The sequence below is a fragment of the Hylemonella sp. W303a genome (assembly GCF_046452315.1).
Taxonomy (GTDB): domain Bacteria; phylum Pseudomonadota; class Gammaproteobacteria; order Burkholderiales; family Burkholderiaceae_C; genus Hylemonella.
Window position 1 is genome coordinate 287,280 of sequence record NZ_JBKFDG010000006.1, and the last position, 25,048, is coordinate 312,327.

Here is a 25,048-nt window from a genome sequence, read left to right on the forward strand (position 1 = left end):
ACACGCGCAAGAGTGAATTGAGCCTCGTGACCCGCCACGCCCTGACGGTGTTGGCTGGACAGCTGGCCACCATCGCCTACGGGGTGACCGACACCATCGTGGCCGGGCGCTATTCAGAAAGCTCGCTGGCGGCGCTTTCGGTTGGCGCCGCCATCTACATGAGCGTCTACATCAGCCTGATGGGGGTACTGCAGGCGCTGCTGCCGGTCTGGGCCGAACTGCATGGCGCAAGCCTGCGCGACGGGGCGCGCCAGCCATCGCCTCAGGCGGGGCAGGAAGCGACGCGCCGCCTGGGTTACTCCGTGCGTCAGTCCATCTACCTCTGGGCGGGCCTGTCGCTGTTGGGCATGTGCGTGCTCTTGTCACCGGGCCCCTTGCTGGCTTGGGCACAAGTGCCCGACGCCTTGCGCGGCGAAGTCACGCACTACCTGACGGTGCTGGCTTTGGCCTTGCCCGTGGCTTTGCTGTTCAGGCTGTTCGCCACACTGAATCAGAGCTTGGGGCATCCGCAATGGGTGACATGGTTGCAGCTGGGTTCACTCGCGCTGAAGATTCCTCTTTCCATCTGGTTCGCGCTGGGCGGTCTGGGCCTAGCCCCCCAAGGCGCGGCGGGCTGTGCCTGGGCCACCCTGCTGGTGCAGTTGAGCCTCCTGCTGCTCGCGACATGGCTGCTGCGCACGCGTCCGCTCTACACACCCTATCGACTCTGGCGCCGACCCGAGCGGCCTGACATGCGAACGCTGGCTGGGTTCTTGCGCATGGGCTTGCCCAGCGGGATGTCCCTGCTGGTGGAGGTCACCTCGTTCACGCTCATGGCCTTGTTCGTGGCGCGCCTGGGCACGGCGGCGGCCGCCGCGCATCAGATCGCCGCGAACATGGCCGGGGTGCTTTACATGATGCCGCTGGCCATCGGCATCGCCAGCAGCGCGCGCACCAGTTACTGGCTAGGGGCGAACCAGCCCGCGCGTGCGCGTCAGGCTGTGCGCATCGGTTTGGGCTTGGTGGCGGGCAGCGCTTTGCTGCTCGCGGCCACGCTGGCGCTTCTGCGCGCGCCCCTGGCCAGCATGTACGCACCCAGCGCGCAAACCTTGGCCTTGGCCACGCCACTCTTGGCCTGGGTCGCGCTCTACCACCTCTTCGATGGTCTTCAGTCGCTGGGGGTGTTCCTGCTGCGCTGTTGGCGCATCACAGTGACGCCCTTCGTGGTCTACGGCGTGTTGCTCTGGGGACTGGGTCTGTATGGTGGCTATCGACTGGCCTACCTAGGGCTGGGCCCCTGGGCGGCCATGGGAACGCCTGTGGCTTTCTGGGTTGCGGGAGCGGTCGCCTTGGCGCTGGCGGCCGCTTCGTTCTGGTTCATGCTCTGGCGGGTTCTGCGTCGCGCACCGACAGCGCGCCAGCACAGCTGAGTTCGCACCGATCCCAGCCGACTTCCGGCTTGGGTGGCTCGCACACCTCAGGCCATCGGGCGCAAACGGTTGGCGGGAAACAACAAGGCGAAGCGTGAGCCCTGGCCCAGAGTGCTTTCGATCGTCAGTTCGGCACCATGGCGCTGCGCGACATGCTTGACGATGGCCAGACCGAGCCCGGTGCCACCGGTCTCGCGTGAACGGCTGCGATCGACGCGGTAGAAGCGCTCGGTCAGCCGCGGGATGTGCTCCGCGGCGATGCCGGGACCGGTGTCCTGGACCCAAAACTCAGCGCCTTCAACCGCAGCGGACTGCCCCAGCAAACGCCAGCCGCAGCGCACGGTGCCGTCGGCTGGGGTGTACCGCACAGCATTGCTGACCAGGTTCGACAAAGCGCTGTGCAACTCGGTGCTGGCACCTGCCAGCTCGTAGGCGGGCGCGGCCTCGAAGTCGAGGGACTGGCCTCCCTTCTTGGCTTCGACGGGACCGCTTGGAGCAGAGGACTGCCCCTTCGATGGATGCAGCACGGCCGACAGGGTCTGCGCTTCCTGTTGCAATTGGCGCATCAAGGCAGGCAACGCCACCCACTCACCGCCCCCCGGCGGCGGACTGCCTTCCAGACGAGACAGCATCAGCAGATCACTCACCAAGGCCTGCATGCGCTCGGCCTGCTGGGACATCAGGCCGAGGTAGCGCGTGCGCTCCTCTTCCTGCAAGGGCAAGGTTTGCAATGTCTCGACGAAACCCGACAGCACGGTCAGCGGGGTTCTGATCTCGTGGGACACATTGGCCACGAAGTCGCGGCGCATGGCATCGGCCTGTTCGAACATGGTGACGTCACGCGACAGCAGCAGGCGTCGACCTTCGCCGTACTCGTGCAATTGCACGGACAGGCGCACCGGATTCATGCTGCTGTGGCTGCGCCCTGGCAAGGTGACGCCACCGCCGTACTGCCCCGAGGCCATGTAGGCGGTGAAGGCCGGGTTGCGCACCAGATTCACCAAGTGCTGCTGCAAGTCACGCGCGGGGTCCAGGCCCAAATGCGCCGCCGCGGTCTGGTTGAGCCACTCGATGCGGCCGGCGGCGTCCAGCAGCAACACGCCATTCGGCGACGCCTGCAAGGCGGACAAGACGTTTTGCAGGCGTTGCTGACTCTCTCGCGCTGCACGCTCCCGGGTGCGGGCCGCGCGACTCACGCGTTCCGCCACCTGCCCCCAGAGACCCCAACGCAATGGAGGCGCGATGGCCAGTGAGTCCTCGCGCAGCCATTTCAACACGCGCAAACCACGCGTGAAGTCGTACAAGCTCCACAGCATGCCGGCGGCCAGCATGCCCGCGAGCATGCCGCGGATCTGCAAAACACCGGGAGCGATCTGGTAACCCAGCCACGCACCGAGCGCCTGGAACAGCAGGAAGGAAAAAATGCGCAACAGCATGGAAAAGCTCGTGAACGGTGCCGCCGAGCGACGGCACGTGGCCGCGCGATCCCGCGCGCGGGCTGGATTAAACCACCGTCAAGAGGTGGCGACCGTCTGGGTCGTGAGCCGGTAGCCAGCGCCGCGCACGGTCTCGATCATGGGCGCAGCACCACCCAAGGCTTCGCGCAGGCGCTTGATGTGCACGTCCACCGTGCGCTCCTCGATGAAGACATGGTCACCCCAGACCTTGTCGAGCAGCTGGCCCCGGCTGTGCACGCGCTCTGCGTGGCTCATCAGATAGTGCAAGAGCTTGAACTCGGTGGGGCCGAGCTTGAGCAGTTGCTCGTCAAAACTGACGCGGTGCGTGGCGGTGTCCAGCTTGAGACGGCCGGCCTCCAGCGTCACCGCGGCCTGCTCGGGCGCCCGACGGCGCAGCACGGCGCGGATGCGCGCGAGCATCTCCTTGGTTGAGAAAGGCTTGGCCATGTAATCGTCCGCGCCCGCGTCCAGGCCCGCCACTCGGTCGGCCTCGTCACCGCGCGCGGTGAGCATGATGATGGGCACGGCCTTGGTGCGCGGGTCCCCGCGCCAGCGTCGCGCCAGGGTCAGACCACTGGCGCCGGGCAGCATCCAGTCCAGCAGCACGAGATCGGGCAGCATCGCGTCGATCTCGCGCTGCGCGCTCTCGCCATCCAGCGCGAGCGTGGGCTGAAAGCCGTTGTGGCGCAAATTGACGGCGATCAACTCGGCGATGGCCGGTTCATCTTCAACGATCAGAACAGTCGGTTGCTTCATGGGCACTACAGCCTTCAACCCGGGCCACGCGGCTAGCGCAGTCCGGTGGTGTTCACTTCAGCATGGCCTCGATCTCTTCGATCGTGTGATGGCGCACATCGGCGCCCTTGACGATGTAGATGATGAGCTCGGCGATGTTCTTGGCGTGGTCACCCACGCGTTCGATGGCCTTGGCCAGGAACAGCAAGTCCAGGCTGCTGGAGATCGTGCGGGGGTCTTCCATCATGTAGGTGATGAGCACCCGCGTGAAGCTGCCGAACTCACGGTCGATCAAATCGTCTTCGCGCAGGATGGCCGTGGCGGCATCGATGTCCAGACGCGCGAAGGCATCCAGGGATTTGCGGAGCTGGCTGGCCGCGAGGTCGGCCTCCATGCGCAAGGCCGGGGTAGGCAAGGTGCGAGGCGCACCCGCCTCAAGGATGGACAGCACCATGCGCGCCATCTTCTCCGCCTCGTCGCCCGCGCGCTCCAGGTTGGCCACCGCCTTGGAGACGGCCATCAGCAGGCGCAGGTCTCGCGCGGTCGGCTGGCGCCGCGCGATGATGGAGGCGATCTCGTGATCGAGCGTGATGTCCATCGCGTTGACCTGCTTTTCCAGCAAGATGACTTCGCGGGCAGCTTCGGCGTTGAAATGGGCCAGGGCCAGGATGGCTTGCTGAACCTGGGATTCGACCAGTCCCCCCATTTCCATCACACGGCTGGAGACGGTGCTCAACTCGCTGTCGAACTGGGTGGAAAGATGTTTGTCGGGCATGTTGTGCTCCTGCGGTTCGTTCGGTGCGTCTTCAGTGAGAACGGCGTCGCCGCTCAACCGAAACGGCCGGTGATGTAATCTTCCGTCTCCTGACGTACCGGCTTGAAGAAGATCTGCTCGGTGTCGCCGAACTCGACCAGTTCGCCCAGGTACATGTAGGCCGTGTAATCGCTGCAGCGCGCGGCCTGCTGCATGTTGTGCGTCACGATGACCACCGTGTAGTCATTCTTGAGTTCGGTGATCAGCTCCTCGATCTTGCCGGTGGAGATCGGGTCCAGCGCCGAGCAGGGTTCGTCGAGCAGCAGCACCTCGGGGCGGATGGCGATGCCGCGCGCGATGCACAGACGTTGCTGCTGACCACCGGAGAGGCTGGAGCCGCTCTGGCGCAGCTTGTCCTTCACCTCGTTCCACAACGCGGCCTTGCGCAGCGCCCATTCCACGCGCTCTTCCATGTCGGTGTCGGACAGCGATTCGAAGAGCTTGATGCCGAAGGCCACGTTGTCATAGATCGACATCGGGAACGGCGTGGGCTTCTGAAACACCATGCCGACGCGCGCGCGCAGCAGGGCCACGTCTTGCTTGCTGGTCAGCAGGTTGTCGCCGTCGAGTAGCACTTGGCCCTCGGCGCGCTGCTCGGGGTAGAGCGCGTACATGCGGTTGAACACACGCAGCAGGGTGGACTTGCCGCAGCCGGACGGACCAATGAAGGCCGTGACCTTGTCCTTGGGAATGTCGAGGTTGATGCCCTTGAGCGCGTGGAACTTGCCGTAGTAGAAGTTCAGGTCGCGCACCGCGATCTTGGAGGGAACGACTGCGTTCACAGGCGCGGCGGCGGGAGCGTGGGTGGTTTCCATGGCATTCATCACAGGCGTTTCAGGTCCGTGGACGTGGGTGGAGCGGTCGCTGGCAAACATGGGGCGTGCGTGGGGGTGGGGGCTGCGTCAACGCGGCTTGCGGGTCATCAAGCGCGCCAGGATGTTGAGTCCCAGCACGGCCACGGTGATCAGCAACACGCCGGCCCAGGCCAGGTGCTGCCAGTTTTCATACGGGCTCATCGCGAACTTGAAGATCGTGACGGGCAGGCTGGCCATGGGCGAGCCCAGGTCCGAATTCCAGAACTGGTTGTTCAGCGCGGTGAACAGCAGCGGCGCCGTCTCGCCCGCGATGCGCGCCACCGCCAACAGCACGCCGGTGACGACGCCGGCCATGGCCGCGCGCAGGGTGATCATGGTGATGACTTTCCACTTGGGCGTGCCCAGGGCGTAGGCGGCCTCGCGCATGGCGGCGGGAACGAGCTGCAGCATGTTCTCCGTCGTGCGGATCACCACGGGAATCACCAGCAGCGCCAGGGCAATCACGCCGGCCCAGCCGGAGAAGCTCTTGAAGCGCGCGACCACGATGGCGTAGACGAAGAGGCCGATCACGATCGAGGGGGCGGAAAGCAGGATGTCGTTGACGAAGCGCGTGGTCTCGGCCAGCCAGCCCTTGGGCTTGTACTCCACCAGGTAGATGCCGGCCAGGATGCCGATGGGTGCCCCGAAGACCGTTGCCAGCAGCACCATCAGGAAGGAACCGTAGATGGCGTTGGCAATGCCCCCAGCCTCGTTGGGCGGTGGCGTCATCTGCGTCAAGGTGCTCCAGGCCAGGCCACTCAAGCCCAGGTAGAGCGTTTCCCAGAGGATCCAGAACAGCCAGAACAGGCCAAAGGCCATGGCGCACAGTGACAGGGTCAGCGCGATCGCGTTGGTGCGCTTGCGTCGCGCATAGGCGGCGCGACGCATGTTGTCGAGCGTGGGGTTGCTCACGATTTGTCCCCTTCGCGTTTCTTGAGCTGGACCAGCAGCAGTTTGGAGAAGGACAGCACCACGAAGGTGATGAAGAACAGCACCAGCCCCAGGTAGATGAGCGCCGCCTGGTGCAGGCCCGCGCCCGCCTCAGCGAATTCGTTCGCCAGGGCCGAGGTGATGCTGTTGGCGGCGTCGAACAGGCTGAGCGTGTCGAGCTGGTTCATGTTGCCGATCACGAAGGTCACGGCCATGGTTTCACCCAGGGCGCGACCCAGGCCGAGCATGATGCCCCCCACCACCCCGGTCTTGGTGTAGGGCAGCACCACCTGGTAGACCACCTCCCAGGTGGTCGAGCCCAGCCCATAGGCGGACTCCTTGAGCATGGGCGGCGTGACTTCGAACACATCGCGCATGACGGAGGCGATGAAGGGAATGATCATGATCGCGAGGATGATCCCCGCCGACAGGATGCCGATGCCGACCGGCGGCCCCGACACCAGCGCGCCCAGGTAGGGCACGCCATGCAAGAGTTTCTGCAGCGGTTGCTGCACGTAGGTGGCCAGGATCGGGCCAAACACCAGCAGGCCCCACATGCCGTACACGATGGACGGCACGGCGGCCAGCAATTCAATCGCAGTGCCCAGCGGACGCTTGAGCCAGGCGGGGCACATTTCCGTCAGGAAGAGCGCGATGCCGAAGCTCACGGGCACGGCGATCAAGAGCGCGATGACGGAGGTGGCCACCGTCCCGTAAATCATCACGAGACCGCCAAAGTTTTCCTGCACCGGGTCCCACACGGGACTCGTCAGGAAACCCAGGCCGTATTTGTGGATGGCGGGCCAGGCGCCCACCACCAAGGAAATCAAGATGGAAGCCAGCAGCGCCAGAGTCAGCCAGGCGGCCCCCTGCGCCAGGACACCAAACACGACGTCGAACCAGGCGCCAGGCGCGCGGGTGCGGGTCTTCGTGCCGGAATCCGGCTGAACGGTGGGCAGGGCGGATGTACTCATGGCGGCTGCGTGGCTTCTTGGCGTCCAGGGGACGCCGTGGTTGCGCGTCAGGAAGAAACGCGTGGTGGATTTACTTGACCGTGGTCAACAGCTTGCTGACCTGCGCCTTCACGCTGGCCGGCATCGGAACGTAGTCCAGGCCTTCGGCGGTGGCATCACCATTCTTGTAGGCCCACTCGAAGAACTTCTTCACGGCTTCGCCTTGCGCGGGCTTGTCCTGCTTGGTGTGCATCAGGATGAAGGTCGCGCCGGTGATGGGCCAGGACTTGGCGCCGGCCTGGTTGGTCAGCACTTGGTAGAAGCTCTTGTCCCACTGCGCGCCAGCGGCGGCGGCCTTGAAGGTGTCGAAGTCCGGCTCGACGAACTGGCCAGCGGCATTCTGCAGCATGGCGTAGGTCATCTTGTTCTGCTTGACGTAGGCGTACTCGACGTAGCCGATCGAGCTGGGCAGGCGGTTCACGAAAGCGGCCACGCCCTCGTTGCCCTTGCCACCCGCGCCCGTGGGCCAGTTCACAGCGGTGCCTTCACCGACCTTTTCCTTCCACTCGGGGCTGACCTTGCTCAGGTAGTTGGTGAACAGGAAGCTGGTGCCGGAACCGTCGGCGCGGCGCACCACGGCGATCAGCTCGTCTTCCAGCTTGAGGCCCTTGTTGAGCGCGACGATCGCGGGGTCATTCCACTTGGTGATCTTGCCCAGGTAGATGTCGGCCAGGACGGCGCCAGTCAGCTTGAGCTGGCCGGGCTGAATGCCCTTGATGTTGACCACGGGCACCACGCCGCCCATCACGGTGGGGAACTGCACCAGGCCTTTTTCGGCCAGTTGCTCGTCCTTCAGGGGAGCGTCGGAAGCGCCAAAGTCCACGGTCTTGGCCTCAATCTGCTTGATGCCCGCGCCAGAACCCACGGATTGGTAGTTGATCTGAGCGCCAGTTGCCTTGGCATAGTCAGATGCCCACTTGGCGTACAGGGGGGCAGGGAAGCTGGCACCCGCGCCGGTCACGTTCTGGGCGAAAGCGGCGCCGGCAAAGGCCAGGGCGGCGCTCAGACCCAGGATGCGGAAATTCAAACGAGCTTTCATCGAGGACTCCTATGGGGTTGTTTGGAAAGCAGCTTGAATTTAAGAACCTTTTGTGACGCGTCTGTGACAAGCGGGGCGGCGCAGTGTAGCGCGGGGTTCATGGGCTTGTCACACAGACTGCCCAAGATGGTTCCGCTTTTCTCCTGCGCCCGTGGGTTCAACGCCCACGCGTGCACTTCGACGATGCCCATGACGACAAGGTCCGCACCATGAACCCAAGCCACAACCCTTTCACCCCCGCGATCGATCCCGATGAGGTCGGCTACAACCCTTGCGCCCAGGCGCCGTTGGAAACCCTGATCGCCACACGCATGAGCCGCCGTGGCCTGTTGCGCGCTGGCACGGCGGGCGCCGCCCTGCTCAGCGGCATCGGCGGTCTGGCGCGGGCCGCCGCGCCGGCTTCGGAAGGCGCGGGTCTGACGCTGAACTTCAACCCCGTGGCCAAGCATCTGGCCGACACCGTGGCGCTGCCCGCTGGCTACTCGGCCACCGTGCTCTACCGCCTGGGCGATCCGATCGCCGCAGGCGTGCCCGCCTACAAAAACGACGGCACGGACGATCCGGCCAGCTATGACCGTCGCGCGGGTGACCACCACGACGGCATGACCTGGTTCGGCATGGACGCGCAAGGCCGCTGGGCCTCGCGCGCGACCGACCGAGGCCTGTTGGTGATGAACCACGAAGCCATCACGCCCGCTTTCTTGCACGCCGCGGGTCAGACCATCGTGGGTTCGAAGGACGAAGCCCGCCGCACCGACGCGCGCGAGGTCCAACGCGAGTTCTACTTGCACGGCGTGAGCGTGATTGAGACGCAGAAGAAGGGCAAGACCTGGAGCTACCGTCAAGACTCGCGCTACAACCGGCGCATCCACACCCTGACCGACATGGTCCTCTCGGGGCCCGTCGCGGGCAACGACCTCGTGAAGACCAAGTACGCACCCGACGGCAGCAAGACCCGGGGCACCGTGAACAACTGCGCCAACGGCACCACGCCCTGGGGCACTTATCTGACCTGCGAGGAAAACTGGGCGGGCTACTTCCGCCGTCTGAGCGCCGATGACGCACGCCGCAGCGCCAAGGAACTGACTGCCTTCAAACGCTACGGCGTGGCGGGCGCTGGCCGCGAGGGCTGGGCGACCGTGGGTGACGATGACCTCTACGCCCGCTGGAACACCGAGGTGCGTGGCGCCAGCGCCGCGGAGGACTACCGCAATGTCAGCAACACCTATGGCTGGGTGGTGGAGATCGACCCCTTCAACCCCAAGAGCACGCCCAAGAAGCGCACCGCCTTGGGCCGCTTTGGTCACGAAGGCGCCTGCCTGGGCCCGGTCGTGCCGGGCCAGCCCCTGGTCTGGTACATGGGCGACGACGCACGCAACGAGTACATCTACAAATTCGTCTCCGCTCGCAACTGGGACCCGAAGGATGCCAACCAAGGCCTGTCCGCCGGTGACAAGTACATGGACGCGGGCACGCTCTACGTGGCCAAGTTCAAGGACGACGGCAGCGGCGAATGGCTGGAACTGAGCCATGGCAAGAACGGCATCGACGCTAACAACAAGAACTACTCCTTCGCCAACCAGGCCGACGTGCTGGTCAACACCCGCCTGGCCGCCGACGCCGTGGGCGCGACCCGCATGGACCGCCCCGAGTGGGCCGCCATCCATCCCCGCACCGGCGACGTGTACGTGACGCTGACCAACACCAACGCCCGCTCTCGCCCCGTGGACAAGACCAACGCGGCCAATCCGCGTTATTACAACGACCCGAAAAACGGCAAGCCGCAAGAGGGCAACCCCAACGGCCACATCGTGCGTTTCGCCGATGAGCAGCGCAATCCGGCCGCACTCGCCTTCCAATGGGACGTGTACCTCTTCGGCGCGCGCGCCGGCAGCTCGCCCGACATCAACCTGTCGGGCCTCACGGCGGACAATGATTTCTCCAGCCCCGACGGTCTGTGGTTCAGCGACGCCGTGCCCGGCCTGGCCTGGTTACAGACTGACGATGGTGCCTACACCGACGTGACGAACTGCATGATGCTCGCCGCCGTGCCCGGCCAGGTGGGCGATGGTGGCAAGCAGACCATCGTCAACGTGGGCGCGGGCAACACCCGCACACAAGACACCTATGTGGGTGCGCAGGTCGGTCAAAAAGGCACCCAGTTGCGCCGCTTCCTGGTCGGACCCAAGGGCTGCGAGATCACCGGCATCGCCGAATCGGGCGATGGTCGCGCGCTGTTCGTGAACATCCAGCACCCGGGCGAGAACACGGATGACAAGGACATCGGCGATCCGGCCAAGTTCGAGAGCCATTGGCCTGATGGCGGCAACGCCCGTCCCCGTTCTGCGACCCTGGTGATCACGCGCGACGATGGCGGAAAAATTGGAGTGTGATCTCCACAGGCTCCGCTCCCTTCGTTCGCTTCGCCACCCCCTCCTGCTAAGCGGAGGGGCGCACCCAGCGGCCTGGCAGAGCCAGTTCCGCGGGTGCCCGCGATGAAAGCCCCACGCAGGCCCCTCATGCTTGCGTCACGGCAGCGTCATTGCCCTGCCATATAGTGCGGCCCTGACATGAAAAACGGAACCGAACTCGCCGCGATCGACCTGGGCTCCAACAGCTTTCGACTCGAAATCGCCCAGCTGGACCATGGCCTGCTCAAGCGCCGTGAATACCTCAAGGAAACCGTGCGCCAAGGCAACGGCCTGGACGAGGACCGCAACCTCACCGCGGAAGCGATGCAACGCGGCTGGGATTGCCTGGGCCGATTCGCCGAGCGCTTGGCCGGTTTCAAGCGCGCCCAGGTGCGCGCGGTCGCCACGCAGACACTGCGCGAAGCACGCAACCGTGACGAGTTTCTGAACCGCGCGCAGGCACTGCTCGGCTTTCCGATCGAGGTGATCTCGGGCCGCGAGGAAGCGCGCTTGATCTACCAGGGCGTCACGCACATGCTGCCTCAGTCCAGCGAACGCCGGCTGGTGGTGGACATCGGCGGACGTTCGACCGAGCTCATCCTGGGTCAGGGTCGGCGCCCGCGTTTCATGGACTCCTACCATGTGGGCAGCGTGGCCTGGTCCATGCGTTACTTCACCGAAGGCGTGTTCAGTGCCGCGGCCTTCGAGACGGCCGAGGTCGCGGCCCAGGCCGTGCTGGAGGAAGTGCTGGGCCACTGCCAGCCCGCGAGCCAGGGCGAGGGCGGCTGGGACACGGTGTACGGCGCCTCGGGCACGGTGGGCGCGGTGGGCGATGTGCTGGACGCCGAATTCAATCCAAGAACCGGCGTGCCCGCGCAACGCATCACCCGCGCCGGGCTGGACTGGCTGCTGGACAAACTCCTCAAGGCGGGGGACGCCTCACGCCTGCGTCTCGACGGCATCAAAGAAGACCGCCGGGCCGTGATCGGCGGTGGCCTGTCGGTGCTGCGCGCCGTGTTCTCCCTGCTGCAGCTCGACGAGATGCATGTGGCCCAGGGGGCGCTGCGGCACGGCGCGCTGGTGGACCTGATGGACCGTGAACATGCCCAGAGCGACCAGCGCAGCCTGAGCGTGCAGCGCTTGGCGCATACCTTCGGCGTGGACGAGCGCCAAGCCCAGCGCGTGGGCCGGGTCGCCGAGTTCTTGCTGATGTCGCTGGTGCAGGAGCATGCCGCCCTGGAGCCGGACGAACTCGCTCGGCACCTGCGCAAGCTGAACTGGGCCGCCCAGCTGCATGAGATCGGCAGCGCGATTTCGCACACCGATTACCACCGGCACGGCGCCTACATCCTCGACAACGCCGATGCGGCCGGCTTCACCATGAACGAGCTGCACCGTCTCAGCCAGCTGGTGCTGGGCCACCGGGGCAAGCTGCGTAAGCTGGAGGGCCTGCAGCTCGACGATCCCGACTTCGTGCTGCAGCTGCTGTCCCTGCGGCTGGCGGTCATCCTCTGCCACGCTCGGCGCGAGCCGGACTTGCAAGGCCTGCGACTGAGCTGGGACGGGCTGCGCTCGGTCCGGCTGGACTACCCCGAAGGCTGGGGACGCGCTTGGCCGCAATCGGCCTGGCTGCTGCACGAGGAAGCACAAGCCTGGGCCAAAACCGCCTGGGCCATCGAGGTGCAAGCGGGCTGACCCCCAGGCACCGGGTCTACACCCGATGCGCCCCACGCCGCTTTCTGATGAAGTTGCGTCCATGCAAACTCGCATCTACTCCGGCCCCTTGAGCATGTTCGGCGCGAAGGCCGAAATCGCGGCGCGTGAAAAAGGCCTGGCCTTCGAACTGGTCATGGTGCCCTTCACGACCGACGACGACTATCAACCCAGGCACCCCGAGGTGCTGCGGGTCAACCCGATCAAGCAACAGGTTCCGGTGCTGGTCGACGACGAGGTGGCGCTGTTCGACTCGACGCAGATCTTCGAATACCTCGAAGACCGCTACCCCGGGCCCCGGTATCTCGCCCTGTGGCCGCCCGGCATCACCGAACGAGCCCGCGCGCGGCAGTTGGAGCTGCAGTCCGACGAAGTCTTTTTCCCGAACGTGGTCCGGCTCTTTGGGCTGCAAAACGACATGCAAAGCGCCCCGGCGGTCGCGGCCTGCGCCGCTTGCGCGCGTCACTACAAGGAGATGGACGCCCTGTTGGCCACGCGCGAGTACCTGGCCGGTCCCTACTCCTACGCCGACATCGCCTTCTACATGGCCCATGTGTTCGCCGATCGCAAGGGCGCCGGCATGACGGACGCGACCCCGCGCCTGGTGGCCTGGCGCGACCGCGTCGGCGAACGAACGGCGGTACGCGCGGTGGTGGACCCGATGATGCGTTTCCTGGCCTCCCAAGGACGCGGCGTGCCAGCCTTTCTTCAGCGCTGACGGGAAAGCAAGCGGCCGGTGGGTGTGAGGGGTCGGGAACTGAAGGGGCCACACGCGCCTGGGCGGGGACTCAGTCCACGACCTTGCTACGGCCCGCCTTGACCTCGGCACGCACGGCCTTGCGGCGCAGACGGCGCAGCTTGGCGCTTTGTGTCGGCTTGGTGGCGCGGCGCGGTCGGGGAATGTGAGAGGCCTGCGCCACCAACTCGAGCAGTCGCGCCCAAGCCTCGGCCTTGTTCTGCTCCTGGGTGCGCGCGGTCTGGGCCTTGATGACCACAACCCCGTCCTTGCTCACGCGTTGGTCCGGCCACGCCAGCAGCCGTTCCTTCACGGGGTCGGGCAGGGATGAGGCACGGATGTCGAAGCGCAGGTGCACCGCGCTGGACACTTTGTTCACGTTCTGCCCGCCCGGGCCCTGGGCGCGCACGGCACTGAATTCGACCTCTTTTTCGGGGATGAGCATGAGGGCGAGCTTGCCACAAATCCACGTCTCCAAAAACCACGCCAGCCCGCAGGGCCCCGTGCAGCAGGAATGTCCGCGACGTCGCCCCGCATAAAATGCCCCTTTCTCCAGAGACTCACGCAAAGTAGCCACCATGGGACAAACGCTTTACGACAAGATCTGGGACGAGCACGTCGTCCACACCGAGGAAGACGGCACCGCCATCCTCTACATCGATCGGCACCTGGTGCATGAAGTCACCAGCCCCCAGGCCTTCGAGGGCCTGCGTCAGGCTGGGCGCAAGCTCTGGCGCGTGAGTTCCGTGGTCGCCACGGCCGACCACAACACGCCGACCAACGGCTGGGAGCGCGGCTATGAAGGCATTGCCGATCCGATCAGCAAGGAACAGATCACCACGCTGGACAAGAACGTCAAGGAATACGGCGCGGCGGCCTTTTTTCCCTTCATGAGCAAACGTCAAGGCATCGTGCACGTGATCGGCCCGGAAAACGGCGCGACCCTGCCCGGCATGACCGTGGTCTGCGGCGACAGCCACACCAGCACCCACGGCGCCTTCGGCGCGCTGGCGCACGGCATCGGCACCAGCGAGGTCGAGCACGTGATGGCCACCCAGACCCTGCTGGCCAAGAAGGCCAAGAACATGCTGATCAAGGTCGAAGGCCAGGTGGCCAAGGGCGTGACGGCCAAGGACATCGTGCTGGCCATCATCGGCAAGATCGGCACTGCGGGCGGCACGGGCTACACCATCGAGTTCGCGGGCTCGGCCATCCGCGCCCTGAGCATGGAAGGCCGCATGACGGTCTGCAACATGGCCATCGAGGCGGGCGCGCGCGCGGGCCTGGTGGCCGTGGACGAGAAGACCATCGAGTACGTCAAGGGCCGCCCCATGGCGCCGACGGGTGTGGAATGGGACCAGGCCGTGGCCTATTGGAAGACCCTGCACTCCGACGCGGACGCGAAGTTCGATCGCGTGGTCGAACTCGACGCGACCCAGATCCTGCCGCAGGTGACCTGGGGCACCTCGCCCGAGATGGTGCTGGGCATCGACGGCCGCGTGCCGGACCCGGACAAGGAAAAAGACGCCGTCAAGCGCGGTGCCATCGAACGCGCGCTGACCTACATGGCGCTGGAACCGGGCAAGCCCCTGAACGACATCTACGTGGACAAGGTCTTCATCGGCTCGTGCACCAACAGCCGCATCGAAGACATGCGCGAGGCCGCCGCCGTCATCAAGAAGCTGGGCCAGAAAGTCGCCAAGAACATCAAGCTGGCTCTGGTGGTTCCGGGTTCGGGCCTGGTGAAGGAACAAGCCGAGCGCGAAGGTCTGCATGATATCTTCAAGGCGGCCGGCTTCGAGTGGCGTGAACCGGGCTGCAGCATGTGCCTGGCCATGAACGCCGACCGGCTGGAACCCGGCGAACGCTGCGCCTCGACCAGCAACCGCAACTTCGAAGGCCGCCAAGGCGCGGGCGGGCGCACGCATTTGGTCAGCCCGGCCATGGCCGCCGCCGCCGCCGTGCACGGCCACTTCATCGACATCCGCACGATCGCCTGAGCGACGCCCTGACAGCCCAAGCGCCGCACTCACCCGCCTCACGAAAGGACAGCCGCATGAAACGCATCACCCTTTGCTTCGGCGCCGTCGCGACCTGCCTGGTCCTGGCCGCTTGCAGCAGCACCTGGTCCGGCGTCAAGGAAGACTCCAAGGAAATCGGCCATTCCGTTGGCAAGGGCCTGGAAAAGGCCGGCGAGAAGATCCAGGAAATGACCAAGTAATCCAACCATGCAGAAATTCACCGTGCACCAAGGCCTGGTGGCCCCCATGGACCGCGACAACGTGGACACGGACGCCATCATTCCCAAGCAGTTCCTCAAATCGATCAAGCGCACCGGCTTCGGCCCCAACCTGTTTGATGAGTGGCGTTACCTGGACCCAGGCTACCCCGGTCAGGACCCCGCTTCGCGCAAGCCCAACCCGGACTTCGTGCTGAACCAGCCCCGCTACCAGGGCGCCTCCATCCTGCTGGCGCGGCAGAACTTCGGCTGCGGCTCCAGCCGCGAACATGCGCCCTGGGCCATCGAGCAGTACGGCTTTCGCGCGCTGATCGCGCCGAGCTACGCCGACATCTTCTTCAACAACTGCTTCAAGAACGGCCTGCTGCCGATTCAGTTGCCCGAGGCCACGGTGGCCCAGCTCTTCGATGAATGCGCGGCCTTCCCCGGCTACCAGCTCACCATCGACCTGGAGCGACAAGTGGTCGTCAAGCCTCAGGGCGAGGAGATTGCCTTCGATGTGCAGCCCTTCCGCAAGTACTGCCTGCTCAACGGCTTTGATGACATCGGCCTGACCCTGCGCCACAAGGACAAGATCCAGGCCTACGAAGCGCAACGCTTGGCGACCAAGCCCTGGCTAGCGCACGTGATGTAAGTCATTAAGCACACCCCAGGCTGCGCGCCTCGTTGGGCGCTCCGCCACCCCTTGCAGGGGCAACGCCAGCGGCCCGGCAAAGCCGGTTCCGCAGCGTTTCCCGAATAAGACACTGGAAACCTAAAAATGAAAATCGCAGTTCTGCCGGGTGACGGCATCGGCACCGAAATCATCGCCGAGGCCGTCAAGGTGCTCAAGGCCCTGGACCTGAAGTTCGAAATGGAAACCGCCCCCGTCGGCGGTGCCGCCTACGAAGCTGCCGGGCACCCGCTGCCCGAGAGCACGCTCAAGCTCGCCAAGGAAGCGGACGCCATCCTCTTCGGCGCGGTCGGCGACTGGAAGTACGACAAGCTTGAACGCGCCCTGCGCCCCGAGCAGGCCATCCTGGGCCTGCGCAAGCACCTGGGCCTGTTCGCCAATTTCCGCCCCGCCATCTGCTACGAGCAGCTCACGCACGCGTCCAGCCTCAAGCCCGAACTGGTTTCAGGCCTGGACATCCTGATCGTGCGTGAACTGACCGGCGACATCTATTTCGGCCAGCCGCGTGGCAAGCGCACGGCCACCGACGGGGCCTTCCCCGGCGCCGAAGAAGCCTTCGACACCATGCGCTACACCCGCCCCGAGATCGAGCGCATCGCCCACGTCGCCTTCCAGGCCGCGCGAAAGCGCAACAAGAAGGTCACCAGCGTGGACAAAGCCAATGTGCTGGAGACCTTCCAGTTCTGGAAGGACATCGTCACCGAAATCGGCCAGCAATACCCCGACGTGAAGCTGGACCACATGTACGTGGACAACGCGGCCATGCAGTTGGTGAAGGCCCCCAAGTCCTTCGACGTGATCGTCACCGGCAATATGTTCGGCGACATCCTGAGCGACGAAGCCTCGATGCTGACCGGCTCCATCGGCATGCTGCCCTCGGCCAGCCTCAACAGCAAGAACCAGGGCTTGTACGAACCCAGCCATGGCAGCGCGCCCGACATCGCGGGCCAGGGTGTCGCCAATCCGCTGGCCACCATCCTCTCGGCTGCGATGATGCTGCGCTTCAGCCTCAACCAAGAAGCCGCAGCCCAGCGCATCGAAGCCGCCGTGCAAAAAGTCTTGGCTCAGGGACTGCGCACGCCGGACATTCACAGCGCAGGCACGACCAAGGTCGGCACGGTGCAGATGGGGGACGCGGTGGTCAAGGCCTTGGGCTGAGACTGCTCGCGGGCCGGTGCGTCACACGCCGGCTCACACGCCCGCCACCTATCGTTGGGGCTCCTTCAACTTTCACAGGAGTTCCCCATGCCTAAATTCGTCATCGAGCGCGCCATCCCCGGCATCGGCGCCACCCGGTCCGCAGAAATGCAGGCCATCTCGCAGAAGTCTTGCGGTGTGCTCAAGGAAATGAGCCCACGCGTGCAATGGGTGCAAAGCTTCGTCACCCCCGACAAGATGTACTGCATCTACAACGCCGAGAGTGGTGACGCGGTCCGCGAGCATGCTCAGCGTGGCGGCTTTCCGGCCGACAGTGTTGCTCAGGTCAAGGCCATCATCGATCCCGTGACCGCGGAATGAGGTCCGGTCGCGCAGGCTTGCGTTGCGGCGCGGCCTGCGCGACCATCGCCTGGCATGCCCACGCTTTCAATCCATTTGCTGGGTCCGCCGCGCGTCGAACGCGATGGCTGGGCCGTCACCCCGCCACGCGGGCGCAAGGCCTGGGCCTTGCTGACCTACCTGCTTTGCCGCCCAGTGCCTGCAACCCGTGCCCATCTGGCGGCGCTGCTCTTCGAAGACGCCGAAGACCCGCTGGCCGCATTGCGCTGGAACCTGAGCGAGTTGCGCCGACTGCTCGGGGACGCGACCTTGCCTCGCGTCGAGGCCCCCCTGCTGACGCTGCCGAACGACACCTGCGTGGACATCGAAACAGTGACCCGAGGCGTCTGGACAGAGGCACTGCAACTCTCCGGCTTGGGCAGGGATCTGCTGGAGGGCATGTTTTTCCCCAACTGCCCAGCCTTTGAAGTCTGGCTCGCCACCGAGCGACGCCGCCTGCGCGCGGCCACCGAAGCGCTGTTGCATGAGGCCGCTCAGGAGCGTTTGGCTGCGGGCCTATCCTCCGACGCGGCTGAGATCGCGAGCCGCCTCGTGCAATCGAACCCGCTGGACGAAGACTTCCAGGTGCTGCTGGTGCGCTGCCTCGCCGTGGCCGGTGATGGCATCGCGGCAGCCCGACAGGCCGCGGCCTGCCGCGAACTGTTCCGGCGCGAACTGGGTGTCATGCCCGGCCCCGCCCTGGACGCGGCCATCCACACCGCCACCGCGCGCCCCATTACCCAACCCGCCACGGGCCGGGCCGCCGCACTGGCGCAGCTCGAAGCCGGTGAAGCCGCCGTCGGCGCGGGCGCGCTGGACGCCGGGCTGCATTGCCTGCGCCGCGCCGTCGTCGAGGCCGATGCCAGCCATGACCCTGATCTGCGCACCCGCGCTCGCGTGGCACTGGGCAGTGCCCTGGTGCATGCCGCTCGGGGCCGCGACGAAGAAGGCGCGGCAGCCTTGCACGAGGCCTTGGCTGTATGCCAAGAGGCCGGCTCTGTCCGCCCCGCCCTGGCCGCGGCAGCCTGCCGTGAACTGGGTTACATCGAGTTTCTGAGGGGCCGCTACGAGCGCGCACTGATTTGGCTGCGGCGTGCCGCGCCCATGGCCGCGGACGACCCCGCGGAACAGGCGCGCATCGCCACCGTGCAGGGCGCGGCGCTCAGCGACACGGCCCACTACCCGGACGCGATCGCGGTGCTGGACCAAGCCTGCGCGCTGGCCGACAACGCGAATGACACCCGGCAGCTCGCCTACGCGCTTTCGATGTCCGGTCGCGCCTCGCTGCTGACGGGGGATCTGGACAAAGCCGCGAGCGCGCTCCAACGCTCCCTGCAACTCGCGCAACGGGCCTGGACCGCGTTCCTGCCCTGGCCGCAATCGCTGTGCGCCGAATTGGACCTGCTGCGCGGCGACGTCACGGGCGCGGCGGAACGCTTCGAGCAGGCCTGGGCTCTGGGCTGCCACCTGGGTGATCCGTGCTGGGAAGGTATTTCCGGGCGTGGCCTGGGCCTGGTCGCCGTCGCGCGCGGAGACACCCAACTGGCCGTCACCCTGCTCGTCGACGCGCTACGGCGCTGCGCGCGCTTGCCCGACGCCTATCTTTGGGGCCAGGGCTACACCCTGGACGCGCTATGCAGCGTGGCCGTGGTCCAGAACCTGCACCAGACTGCCCACTGGCTGACGGAGCTGCGTGCCTTGGCCGAGGGCGCGGGCATGCGCGAATTCACCACTCGCGCGTTGGCTTACCAGGCGCGCCTGGGCGACTCGGCCAGCTTTACCGTGGCGGCCCTGCTGGCCAGCGACATCGGCAATCCACGCTTGGACCGGGAGTTGGAAGGCTATCAACCTGGCTTCTTCTCGTAGATCACGAAACGCTTGGTCGTCGTCTCCACCACTTCCCAGGTGCCGACGAAGCCTCTTGGCACCACAAATTCGTCCCCCGCTCGCACCGTGACCGCTTGGCCCCATTCGTCGGTGATGATGCTCACACCATCCAGCATGCGGCAGTACTCCTCCTCGGTGTAGTGGACACGCCATTTGCCGGGTTCGCTGCGCCACACCCCCACGAAGTACTGCTTCGTCGGATCGGTGTAGTGCATCCAAAGCGTCTGCTTCGGATTGCCCGTGATGAGCTTCTCGGGCGCAAGGAAGTAATCCTCGGACGCATCGGCGCCCGCGATGTCCGGGGCGGACCTCAATCGCATAACGGCGGGCGGGTTCATGTCAGCGGCAAGCGCTCAATCACGGTCCAAAGGATCCCTTGAATTTAGCGTTCGATCTGCACCACCATGGCCGTCAGACGACGCACCACGGGCAAGAGCAAGAGCACGGTCGGAAAGGCCACCACCCAGGATAGCGCCCATGCGCCCAGCCAGCCTTGCAAAGACATGGCCTGCCAGCCAATGCTGCGCAAGGTGCTGATGAAGGAAATGATGCCTGACATCATGAGCGAGAGAAAAAAAGGCATCACCACGGCGGCATAACGCGCGGGGAGTTTGCGAAAGGAAGGGGAGACGGTGGAATTCATGAAGCGTCGGTCGGTGGCATGCATCGCGTGCATCGGCGGCGGCACGGCGCGCCGCCAAGAGTCGCGATTGTTCCACAGCCCTCAAAACCAGGCGTCCATCCGCTACAATCCTGCGCCATGTCGCCCGCCCGCCTGTTCCTTCTGAACACCGCCGCCATCCTGGCTGACGGGGTAGCGCGCGCGAACATCACCAAAACCACGACGATCAAGGGCTGACCTCGCCCCGCTCGTCGCGCGCCCTCCCCGGCACCGAACGACGAGTCGGAGCCGGATCACAGCCCCAAATTCCCATGGTTGAGTCACAGCGACGCGGTGTGTGTAGGAACGCTGTTTGTTTTTAACCTGATGTTGTGAAGGGCACGGTAATGAGCAAGTTGGTAGGTCTGGTCGGCTGGCGCGGCATGGTCGGCTCGGTGTTGATGGATCGCATGGTCGAGGAAAAAGACTTCGACCTGATCGAACCTGTGTTCTTCTCCACCTCGAACGCGGGCGGCAAGGCCCCGGCGATGGCGAAGAACGAGACCACGCTGCAGGACGCGCACAACATCGACGCGCTCAAGCGTTGCGACATCATCATCACCGCTCAGGGCGGTGACTACACGACCGAGGTCTTCCCCAAGCTGCGCGCGGCGGGCTGGAAGGGCCATTGGATCGATGCGGCCTCGACCCTGCGCATGAAGGACGACGCGGTCATCATCCTGGACCCGGTGAACCTGCCCGTCATCCAGAACGCCCTGTCCAAGGGCGGCCTGAACTGGATCGGCGGCAACTGCACGGTGAGCTGCATGCTGATGGGCGTGGGCGCGCTGTACAAGGCGGGCTTGGTGGAATGGATGAGCACCCAGACCTACCAGGCCGCCAGCGGCGGCGGCGCGCAGCACATGCGCGAGTTGCTCACGCAGTACGGCACCCTGAACGCCGAGGTGAAGAGCCTGCTGGCCGACCCCAAGAGCGCCATCCTGGAGATCGACCGCAAGGTCATCGCCAAGCAGCGCAGCCTGTCGGCCGAGGAAACCGCCAACTTTGGCGTGCCGCTAGGCGGATCCTTGATTCCCTGGATCGACAAGGACCTGGGCAATGGAGTCAGCCGCGAAGAATGGAAGGGCGGCGCCGAGACCAACAAGATTCTGGGGCAAGGTGAAGGCTTCGGCTCGCCGGCCGTGCCGGTCGACGGCTTCTGCGTGCGCATCGGCGCGATGCGCTGCCACAGCCAGGCCCTGACCTTCAAGCTGAAGAAGAATGTGCCGCTGGCCGACATCGAGGCCATGATCGCCGCCGACAACGCCTGGGTGAAGGTGGTGCCGAACAACAAGGAGGCCACCATCCGTGACCTGACGCCGGTGGCCGTGACGGGCACGCTGACCATCCCCGTGGGCCGCCTGCGCAAGATGGCCATGGGCCCGGAGTACCTAGGCGCCTTCACCATCGGCGACCAGTTGCTGTGGGGTGCGGCCGAACCGCTGCGCCGCATGCTGCGCATCCTGCTGCAGGCTTGAGTGCCTGAATGACGGCGGCCGCTCACGGCCGCCCAGTGCCCCCGAACGCGCCCAATCAGGTTCGAACGGGTGCAAAGCGAAAGAAAACGCAAAGATTAAGCATCTTCTCAGCTTGTCAAGGCAAGTCATTGATGCTATGGTACTTTTTGATTCTCAGCCCCAATCCGATCTTCGGAGGCCCTTGTGATTTCCGCCCAAACCCACCGCGCCCGCTGGCAACCAGGCGTGCTTCAAAAAAGCGCCTTGGCCCTGGCCTGCGCAACGGCGCTCGGCTTGTTCAGCGCCGCAGCCCATGCGCTGTCCCTGGGCCGCGCGGTGGTCCAGTCTTCGCTGGGTGAACCCCTGCGCGCCGAGGTCGAACTGCTGGACATCAGCAACGAAGACGCCGCCTCGCTGCGCGCCCGACTGGCTTCGCCGGCCTCCTTCGCCGCCAGCGGCATGGAGTACAGCCCCGCGCTCAACGGCCTTCAGATCACGCTGCAGCAAACCAACGGGCGGTATTTCCTGCGCCTGAGCAACCCACAGGCCGTCAATGAACCCTATGTTGACCTGATCTTGGAAGCCACGTGGGCTTCGGGTCGGCTGGTGCGCGACTACACCCTGCTGTTCGATCCCCCCCCGGGCGGCGCGCAAACCGCCAGCGCTCCGGACGGCGGCAAATCGGCCGACACCGCTGCGCCCGAAAGCGCGGCGCCGGTCTTCACGCCCCCCGTGACCACGGCGCTGCCCACCCCCGCAGCCCCGATCCCGGAACCTGCGCCTGCCATCGAACCGGCGGCCCCGGTGGTATCGGCAGCACCGACCGAGCCTGCATCCAAAGAACCTGTCGCGGGCGGCACGGCGGCCTCCGTCCCCAGCCCCGCTGTGGCGGTGGAGCCCGCGCCGGCCCCCGATGCCGCGGCGCAAGCTCCTGCCACTCCCCAACCGGCGGCCAGCGAGAGCGCATCCGCAGCCCCGGCACAGGCTGCTTCACCCGCCGCCTCGGCCGCACCTGCCGCCAAGACCGAATCCAGCCAGAAGGCAGCCCCGCGCAGCACGCGGGTCACCGTGAAACAAGGCGATACCGCAAGCGACATCGCCATGTCCCACATGGCCAAGCAGCCCGCCTATGTGCAGGTCTCGCTCAACCAGATGCTGGTGGCCATGCTGCGCGCCAATCCGCAAGCCTTCGTCAACGGCAACGTCAACCGTCTGCGCACCGGCGCCGTGCTCACCCTGCCTGGCGCCGACACCGCGCAAAACGTGACCCGCACCCAGGCACGCCAGCTCGTCATCGCCCAGAACCTGGACTTCGACGATTACCGTCGCCGTCTCGCCGATGCCGCTCCCGCGCGTGCCGCCGCGCCCCAGCGCCAGACCGCTGGCAACGTGCAACCGCAGGTGCAAGACCGCCGCCCCGCTGCGACGACGCCCGACCAGCTCACCTTGTCCAAAGGCGCGGTTCAAGCCCAAAGCGCGCAAGCCCTCGCCGAGGAACGCAAGGCCCGTGAGGCGGCGGAACGCAGTGCCGCGCTGAACAAGAACATCGCCGAACTCGAAAAGTTGAGCAAGGCCACGGCGCCCACGCCACCTGCGGCAGGCCCTGCACCCGCCGCGCCCGCGACCAGTGCTCCCACGCCCAGCCCGGCGCCGGACAACGGCTCCGTGCCCGTCACATCGGCTGCGGGGGCTGCGGCCCAAGAAGCCGCCGCGGCCACGCCCGCTGCGCCGGAGCACACTGTCTCTTTCGACGAACTGGTCAATGATCTGCTGGCCAACCCGGTAGTCCCTGCCGCAGGCGCAGGCTTGGCCGCCCTGCTGATCGGCTTGCTGGTGTACCGCCGACGCAAGCAACGGGCCGCAGCCGACGAGTTCGAAGACAGCATGCAGGCCAATGTAGAGCCCGGCGATCCGCAAGGCGCTCCCTCCGTGCCCGCAGGGGACGATGTGGACCCGGTGGCCGAAGCCGAGCTTTACCTGTCCTATGGCCGTGACCAGCAAGCCGAGGACATCCTCAAGGACGCGCTGCCGCGCCAACCCAAGCGCGTGGCCATTCACCAGAAACTGGCTGAGATCTACGCGAAACGCAATGATCTGACCAATTTCACCCAGATCGCCGCACAAGCGCACCAAGCCAGTGGCGGCAGTGGCCCCGAATGGGACGTGATCAGCGTGCTGGGCCGCGAGCTGGACCCTGACAACGCCATCTACCAGTCCGGCGAGACGATGAGCAACATCTCCCCGGAAGCCGACCTGGATTTCGGTGAACCAACGCCCCCGCCGCCACCGGCCGCCGCTGCCGCACGACCCGAGCCACCCGCGGTGGACTTCGATCTGAGCAGCCTCTCGCTGGACTTGGATGCACCATCGCCCAGCCTGAGCGCGGCCCCCACGGCCGCCGACGCCGAGGACGATCCGCTGGCCACCAAACTGGCCTTGGCGGACGAATTCAAAGCGATTGGCGACACCGACGGCGCGCGGGCGCTGATCGAGGAAATCATCGCCGAGGCCGAGGGCGACATGAAGGCACGCGCCGAACAGGCCCTGGCGGCCCTGGGTTGATGTGCAAGCGGTGTGCCGCAGCGCGGACTCGATAACCGCGGCATGCGCGTCGCCCTGGGCCTGAGTTACGACGGCGCCGCCTACGACGGTTGGCAAAGCCAGCCCTCGGGGCGCACGGTGCAGGACCGGCTGGAGCACGCCCTGGCCCGGTTTGCCGACGAGCGCATCACCACCCTCTGCGCGGGCCGGACCGATGCCGGGGTACACGGTTTGATGCAGGTCGTGCATTTCGACACGAACGCACAGCGCACGCCCTACGCCTGGGTGCGTGGCACCAACACCCACTTGCCGTCCAACATCGCGGTTCAGTGGGCGCACCCTGTGCCCGCTGAATTCCACTCCCGCGCCAGCGCGACCAGCCGTCGTTATGCCTACGTGCTGCTGCAGTCGCCCGTACGGCCCAGCGTGGAGGCAGGGCGCGTGGGCTGGGTGTTCCAGCCGCTGGACCTGAATGCCATGCAAGCCGCCCTGCCCCATCTTTTGGGCGAGCGCGACTTTACCTCCTTTCGTGCCGCGGCCTGCCAAGCCCTGTCGCCAATCAAGAACCTGATGCGCGTGGACATCAGCCGGCGCGGCTCGCGCGCTGACGCCGACGCACCAGACATCTGTTATTGGCGCTTCGAATTCGAAGCCAGCGCCTTCTTGCACCACATGATCCGCAACATCATGGGCTGCCTGATCGTGATCGGTCAGGGCAAAAAGCCTCCTGAATGGATGGCCGAGGTCGTCGCGGCCCGCAGCCGGGACGCGGCGGCTCCGACCTTCATGCCCGATGGGCTCTATTTCCTTGGGCCGCGCTACGACGCGCATTGGGGTTTGCCGGACCGCACCGCTGCATTTGACTGGCTGCCTTGAACGCTTGCGCTCGGCGCACTCGACGACTCACTGAATCCGCACGCCACCGTGTTGGCGGCGCACATGG

At 65.8% G+C, this 25,048-nt stretch carries 23 protein-coding genes; 13 read left to right on the forward strand and 10 right to left on the reverse strand.

The features are described 5' to 3' along the window. Window positions 1-17: 17 nt before the first annotated feature. Window positions 18-1,409: an MATE family efflux transporter gene (locus ACLBKS_RS13370; RefSeq protein ID WP_410193295.1), complete on the forward strand. Its 1,392-nt coding sequence runs from the start codon at window positions 18-20 to the stop codon at window positions 1,407-1,409. Between the two features lie 47 nt (window positions 1,410-1,456). Here the strand turns inward: ACLBKS_RS13370 and ACLBKS_RS13375 are convergent, their stop codons facing one another. The 7 genes from ACLBKS_RS13375 to pstS all read right to left on the reverse strand — a co-directional run bounded on the left by ACLBKS_RS13375 (window position 1,457) and on the right by pstS (window position 8,251). Continuing rightward, a complete protein-coding gene (locus tag ACLBKS_RS13375) occupies window positions 1,457-2,845 on the reverse strand; it encodes an ATP-binding protein (RefSeq protein ID WP_410193296.1) in 1,389 nt (462 codons plus the stop codon). Window positions 2,846-2,923: 78 nt separating this feature from the next. Next, on the reverse strand, window positions 2,924-3,622 hold the full coding sequence (gene phoB, locus ACLBKS_RS13380) for a phosphate regulon transcriptional regulator PhoB (protein ID WP_410193297.1): 699 nt from the start codon (window positions 3,620-3,622) through the stop codon (window positions 2,924-2,926). A gap of 52 nt (window positions 3,623-3,674) precedes the next feature. Beyond that, on the reverse strand, window positions 3,675-4,376 hold the full coding sequence (gene phoU, locus ACLBKS_RS13385; protein ID WP_410193298.1) for a phosphate signaling complex protein PhoU: 702 nt from the start codon (window positions 4,374-4,376) through the stop codon (window positions 3,675-3,677). 53 nt (window positions 4,377-4,429) lie between these two features. Continuing rightward, window positions 4,430-5,239 carry a phosphate ABC transporter ATP-binding protein PstB gene (gene pstB / locus ACLBKS_RS13390; protein WP_410193325.1) on the reverse strand — a complete coding sequence of 270 codons (810 nt, stop codon included), beginning with the start codon at window positions 5,237-5,239 and terminating at the stop codon, window positions 4,430-4,432. Between the two features lie 78 nt (window positions 5,240-5,317). Next, on the reverse strand, window positions 5,318-6,157 hold the full coding sequence (gene pstA / locus ACLBKS_RS13395) for a phosphate ABC transporter permease PstA (RefSeq protein WP_410193326.1): 840 nt from the start codon (window positions 6,155-6,157) through the stop codon (window positions 5,318-5,320). A 20-nt stretch (window positions 6,158-6,177) separates the two neighbouring features. Further along, window positions 6,178-7,173: a phosphate ABC transporter permease PstC gene (gene pstC / locus ACLBKS_RS13400; protein ID WP_410193299.1), complete on the reverse strand. Its 996-nt coding sequence runs from the start codon at window positions 7,171-7,173 to the stop codon at window positions 6,178-6,180. A gap of 70 nt (window positions 7,174-7,243) precedes the next feature. Beyond that, complete coding sequence (pstS, locus tag ACLBKS_RS13405) at window positions 7,244-8,251, reverse strand: phosphate ABC transporter substrate-binding protein PstS (RefSeq protein WP_410193300.1); 1,008 nt, start codon at window positions 8,249-8,251, stop codon at window positions 7,244-7,246. A gap of 209 nt (window positions 8,252-8,460) precedes the next feature. Here pstS and ACLBKS_RS13410 point away from each other — a divergent pair, with 209 nt between their 5' ends. The 3 genes from ACLBKS_RS13410 to ACLBKS_RS13420 all read left to right on the forward strand — a co-directional run bounded on the left by ACLBKS_RS13410 (window position 8,461) and on the right by ACLBKS_RS13420 (window position 13,093). Next, window positions 8,461-10,644: a PhoX family protein gene (locus tag ACLBKS_RS13410; RefSeq protein WP_410193301.1), complete on the forward strand. Its 2,184-nt coding sequence runs from the start codon at window positions 8,461-8,463 to the stop codon at window positions 10,642-10,644. A gap of 177 nt (window positions 10,645-10,821) precedes the next feature. Continuing rightward, complete coding sequence (locus ACLBKS_RS13415) at window positions 10,822-12,357, forward strand: exopolyphosphatase (protein WP_410193302.1); 1,536 nt, start codon at window positions 10,822-10,824, stop codon at window positions 12,355-12,357. Window positions 12,358-12,418: 61 nt separating this feature from the next. Continuing rightward, window positions 12,419-13,093 (forward strand): glutathione S-transferase family protein, encoded by a 675-nt coding sequence (locus ACLBKS_RS13420; RefSeq protein WP_410193303.1) that lies wholly within the window; start codon window positions 12,419-12,421, stop codon window positions 13,091-13,093. A 70-nt stretch (window positions 13,094-13,163) separates the two neighbouring features. Here the strand turns inward: ACLBKS_RS13420 and arfB are convergent, their stop codons facing one another. Further along, on the reverse strand, window positions 13,164-13,556 hold the full coding sequence (arfB, locus tag ACLBKS_RS13425) for an alternative ribosome rescue aminoacyl-tRNA hydrolase ArfB (RefSeq protein WP_410193304.1): 393 nt from the start codon (window positions 13,554-13,556) through the stop codon (window positions 13,164-13,166). Window positions 13,557-13,689: 133 nt separating this feature from the next. Between arfB and leuC the strand changes: the two genes are divergently transcribed. From leuC to ACLBKS_RS13455, 6 genes are all read left to right on the forward strand, one after another. Beyond that, entirely contained in the window at window positions 13,690-15,111 is a 1,422-nt protein-coding gene (gene leuC, locus ACLBKS_RS13430) for a 3-isopropylmalate dehydratase large subunit (RefSeq protein ID WP_410193305.1), read from the forward strand. Between the two features lie 56 nt (window positions 15,112-15,167). Continuing rightward, window positions 15,168-15,332: an entericidin EcnAB gene (locus ACLBKS_RS13435; RefSeq protein ID WP_410193306.1), complete on the forward strand. Its 165-nt coding sequence runs from the start codon at window positions 15,168-15,170 to the stop codon at window positions 15,330-15,332. 7 nt (window positions 15,333-15,339) lie between these two features. Next, window positions 15,340-15,984: a 3-isopropylmalate dehydratase small subunit gene (gene leuD, locus ACLBKS_RS13440; protein WP_006297251.1), complete on the forward strand. Its 645-nt coding sequence runs from the start codon at window positions 15,340-15,342 to the stop codon at window positions 15,982-15,984. Between the two features lie 126 nt (window positions 15,985-16,110). Further along, entirely contained in the window at window positions 16,111-17,181 is a 1,071-nt protein-coding gene (gene leuB / locus ACLBKS_RS13445) for a 3-isopropylmalate dehydrogenase (RefSeq protein WP_410193307.1), read from the forward strand. Between the two features lie 87 nt (window positions 17,182-17,268). Continuing rightward, a complete protein-coding gene (locus ACLBKS_RS13450; RefSeq protein ID WP_410193308.1) occupies window positions 17,269-17,541 on the forward strand; it encodes a DUF4242 domain-containing protein in 273 nt (90 codons plus the stop codon). Window positions 17,542-17,595: 54 nt separating this feature from the next. Further along, window positions 17,596-19,425: a BTAD domain-containing putative transcriptional regulator gene (locus ACLBKS_RS13455; protein WP_410193309.1), complete on the forward strand. Its 1,830-nt coding sequence runs from the start codon at window positions 17,596-17,598 to the stop codon at window positions 19,423-19,425. Here ACLBKS_RS13455 and ACLBKS_RS13460 read toward each other — a convergent pair. Continuing rightward, on the reverse strand, window positions 19,404-19,784 hold the full coding sequence (locus ACLBKS_RS13460) for a cupin domain-containing protein (protein WP_410193310.1): 381 nt from the start codon (window positions 19,782-19,784) through the stop codon (window positions 19,404-19,406). The genes ACLBKS_RS13455 and ACLBKS_RS13460 overlap by 22 nt on opposite strands. A 44-nt stretch (window positions 19,785-19,828) precedes the next feature. After that, complete coding sequence (locus ACLBKS_RS13465; RefSeq protein WP_410193311.1) at window positions 19,829-20,089, reverse strand: DUF2798 domain-containing protein; 261 nt, start codon at window positions 20,087-20,089, stop codon at window positions 19,829-19,831. A 365-nt stretch (window positions 20,090-20,454) separates the two neighbouring features. On the opposite strand from ACLBKS_RS13465, the gene asd reads away from it, so the two are divergent. From asd to truA, 3 genes are all read left to right on the forward strand, one after another. Next, complete coding sequence (gene asd, locus ACLBKS_RS13470) at window positions 20,455-21,585, forward strand: aspartate-semialdehyde dehydrogenase (protein ID WP_410193312.1); 1,131 nt, start codon at window positions 20,455-20,457, stop codon at window positions 21,583-21,585. 183 nt (window positions 21,586-21,768) lie between these two features. After that, window positions 21,769-24,126: a FimV family protein gene (locus ACLBKS_RS13475; protein ID WP_410193313.1), complete on the forward strand. Its 2,358-nt coding sequence runs from the start codon at window positions 21,769-21,771 to the stop codon at window positions 24,124-24,126. Window positions 24,127-24,168: 42 nt separating this feature from the next. Further along, on the forward strand, window positions 24,169-24,981 hold the full coding sequence (truA, locus tag ACLBKS_RS13480) for a tRNA pseudouridine(38-40) synthase TruA (protein WP_410193314.1): 813 nt from the start codon (window positions 24,169-24,171) through the stop codon (window positions 24,979-24,981). The last annotated feature ends 67 nt before the right edge of the window (window positions 24,982-25,048 follow it).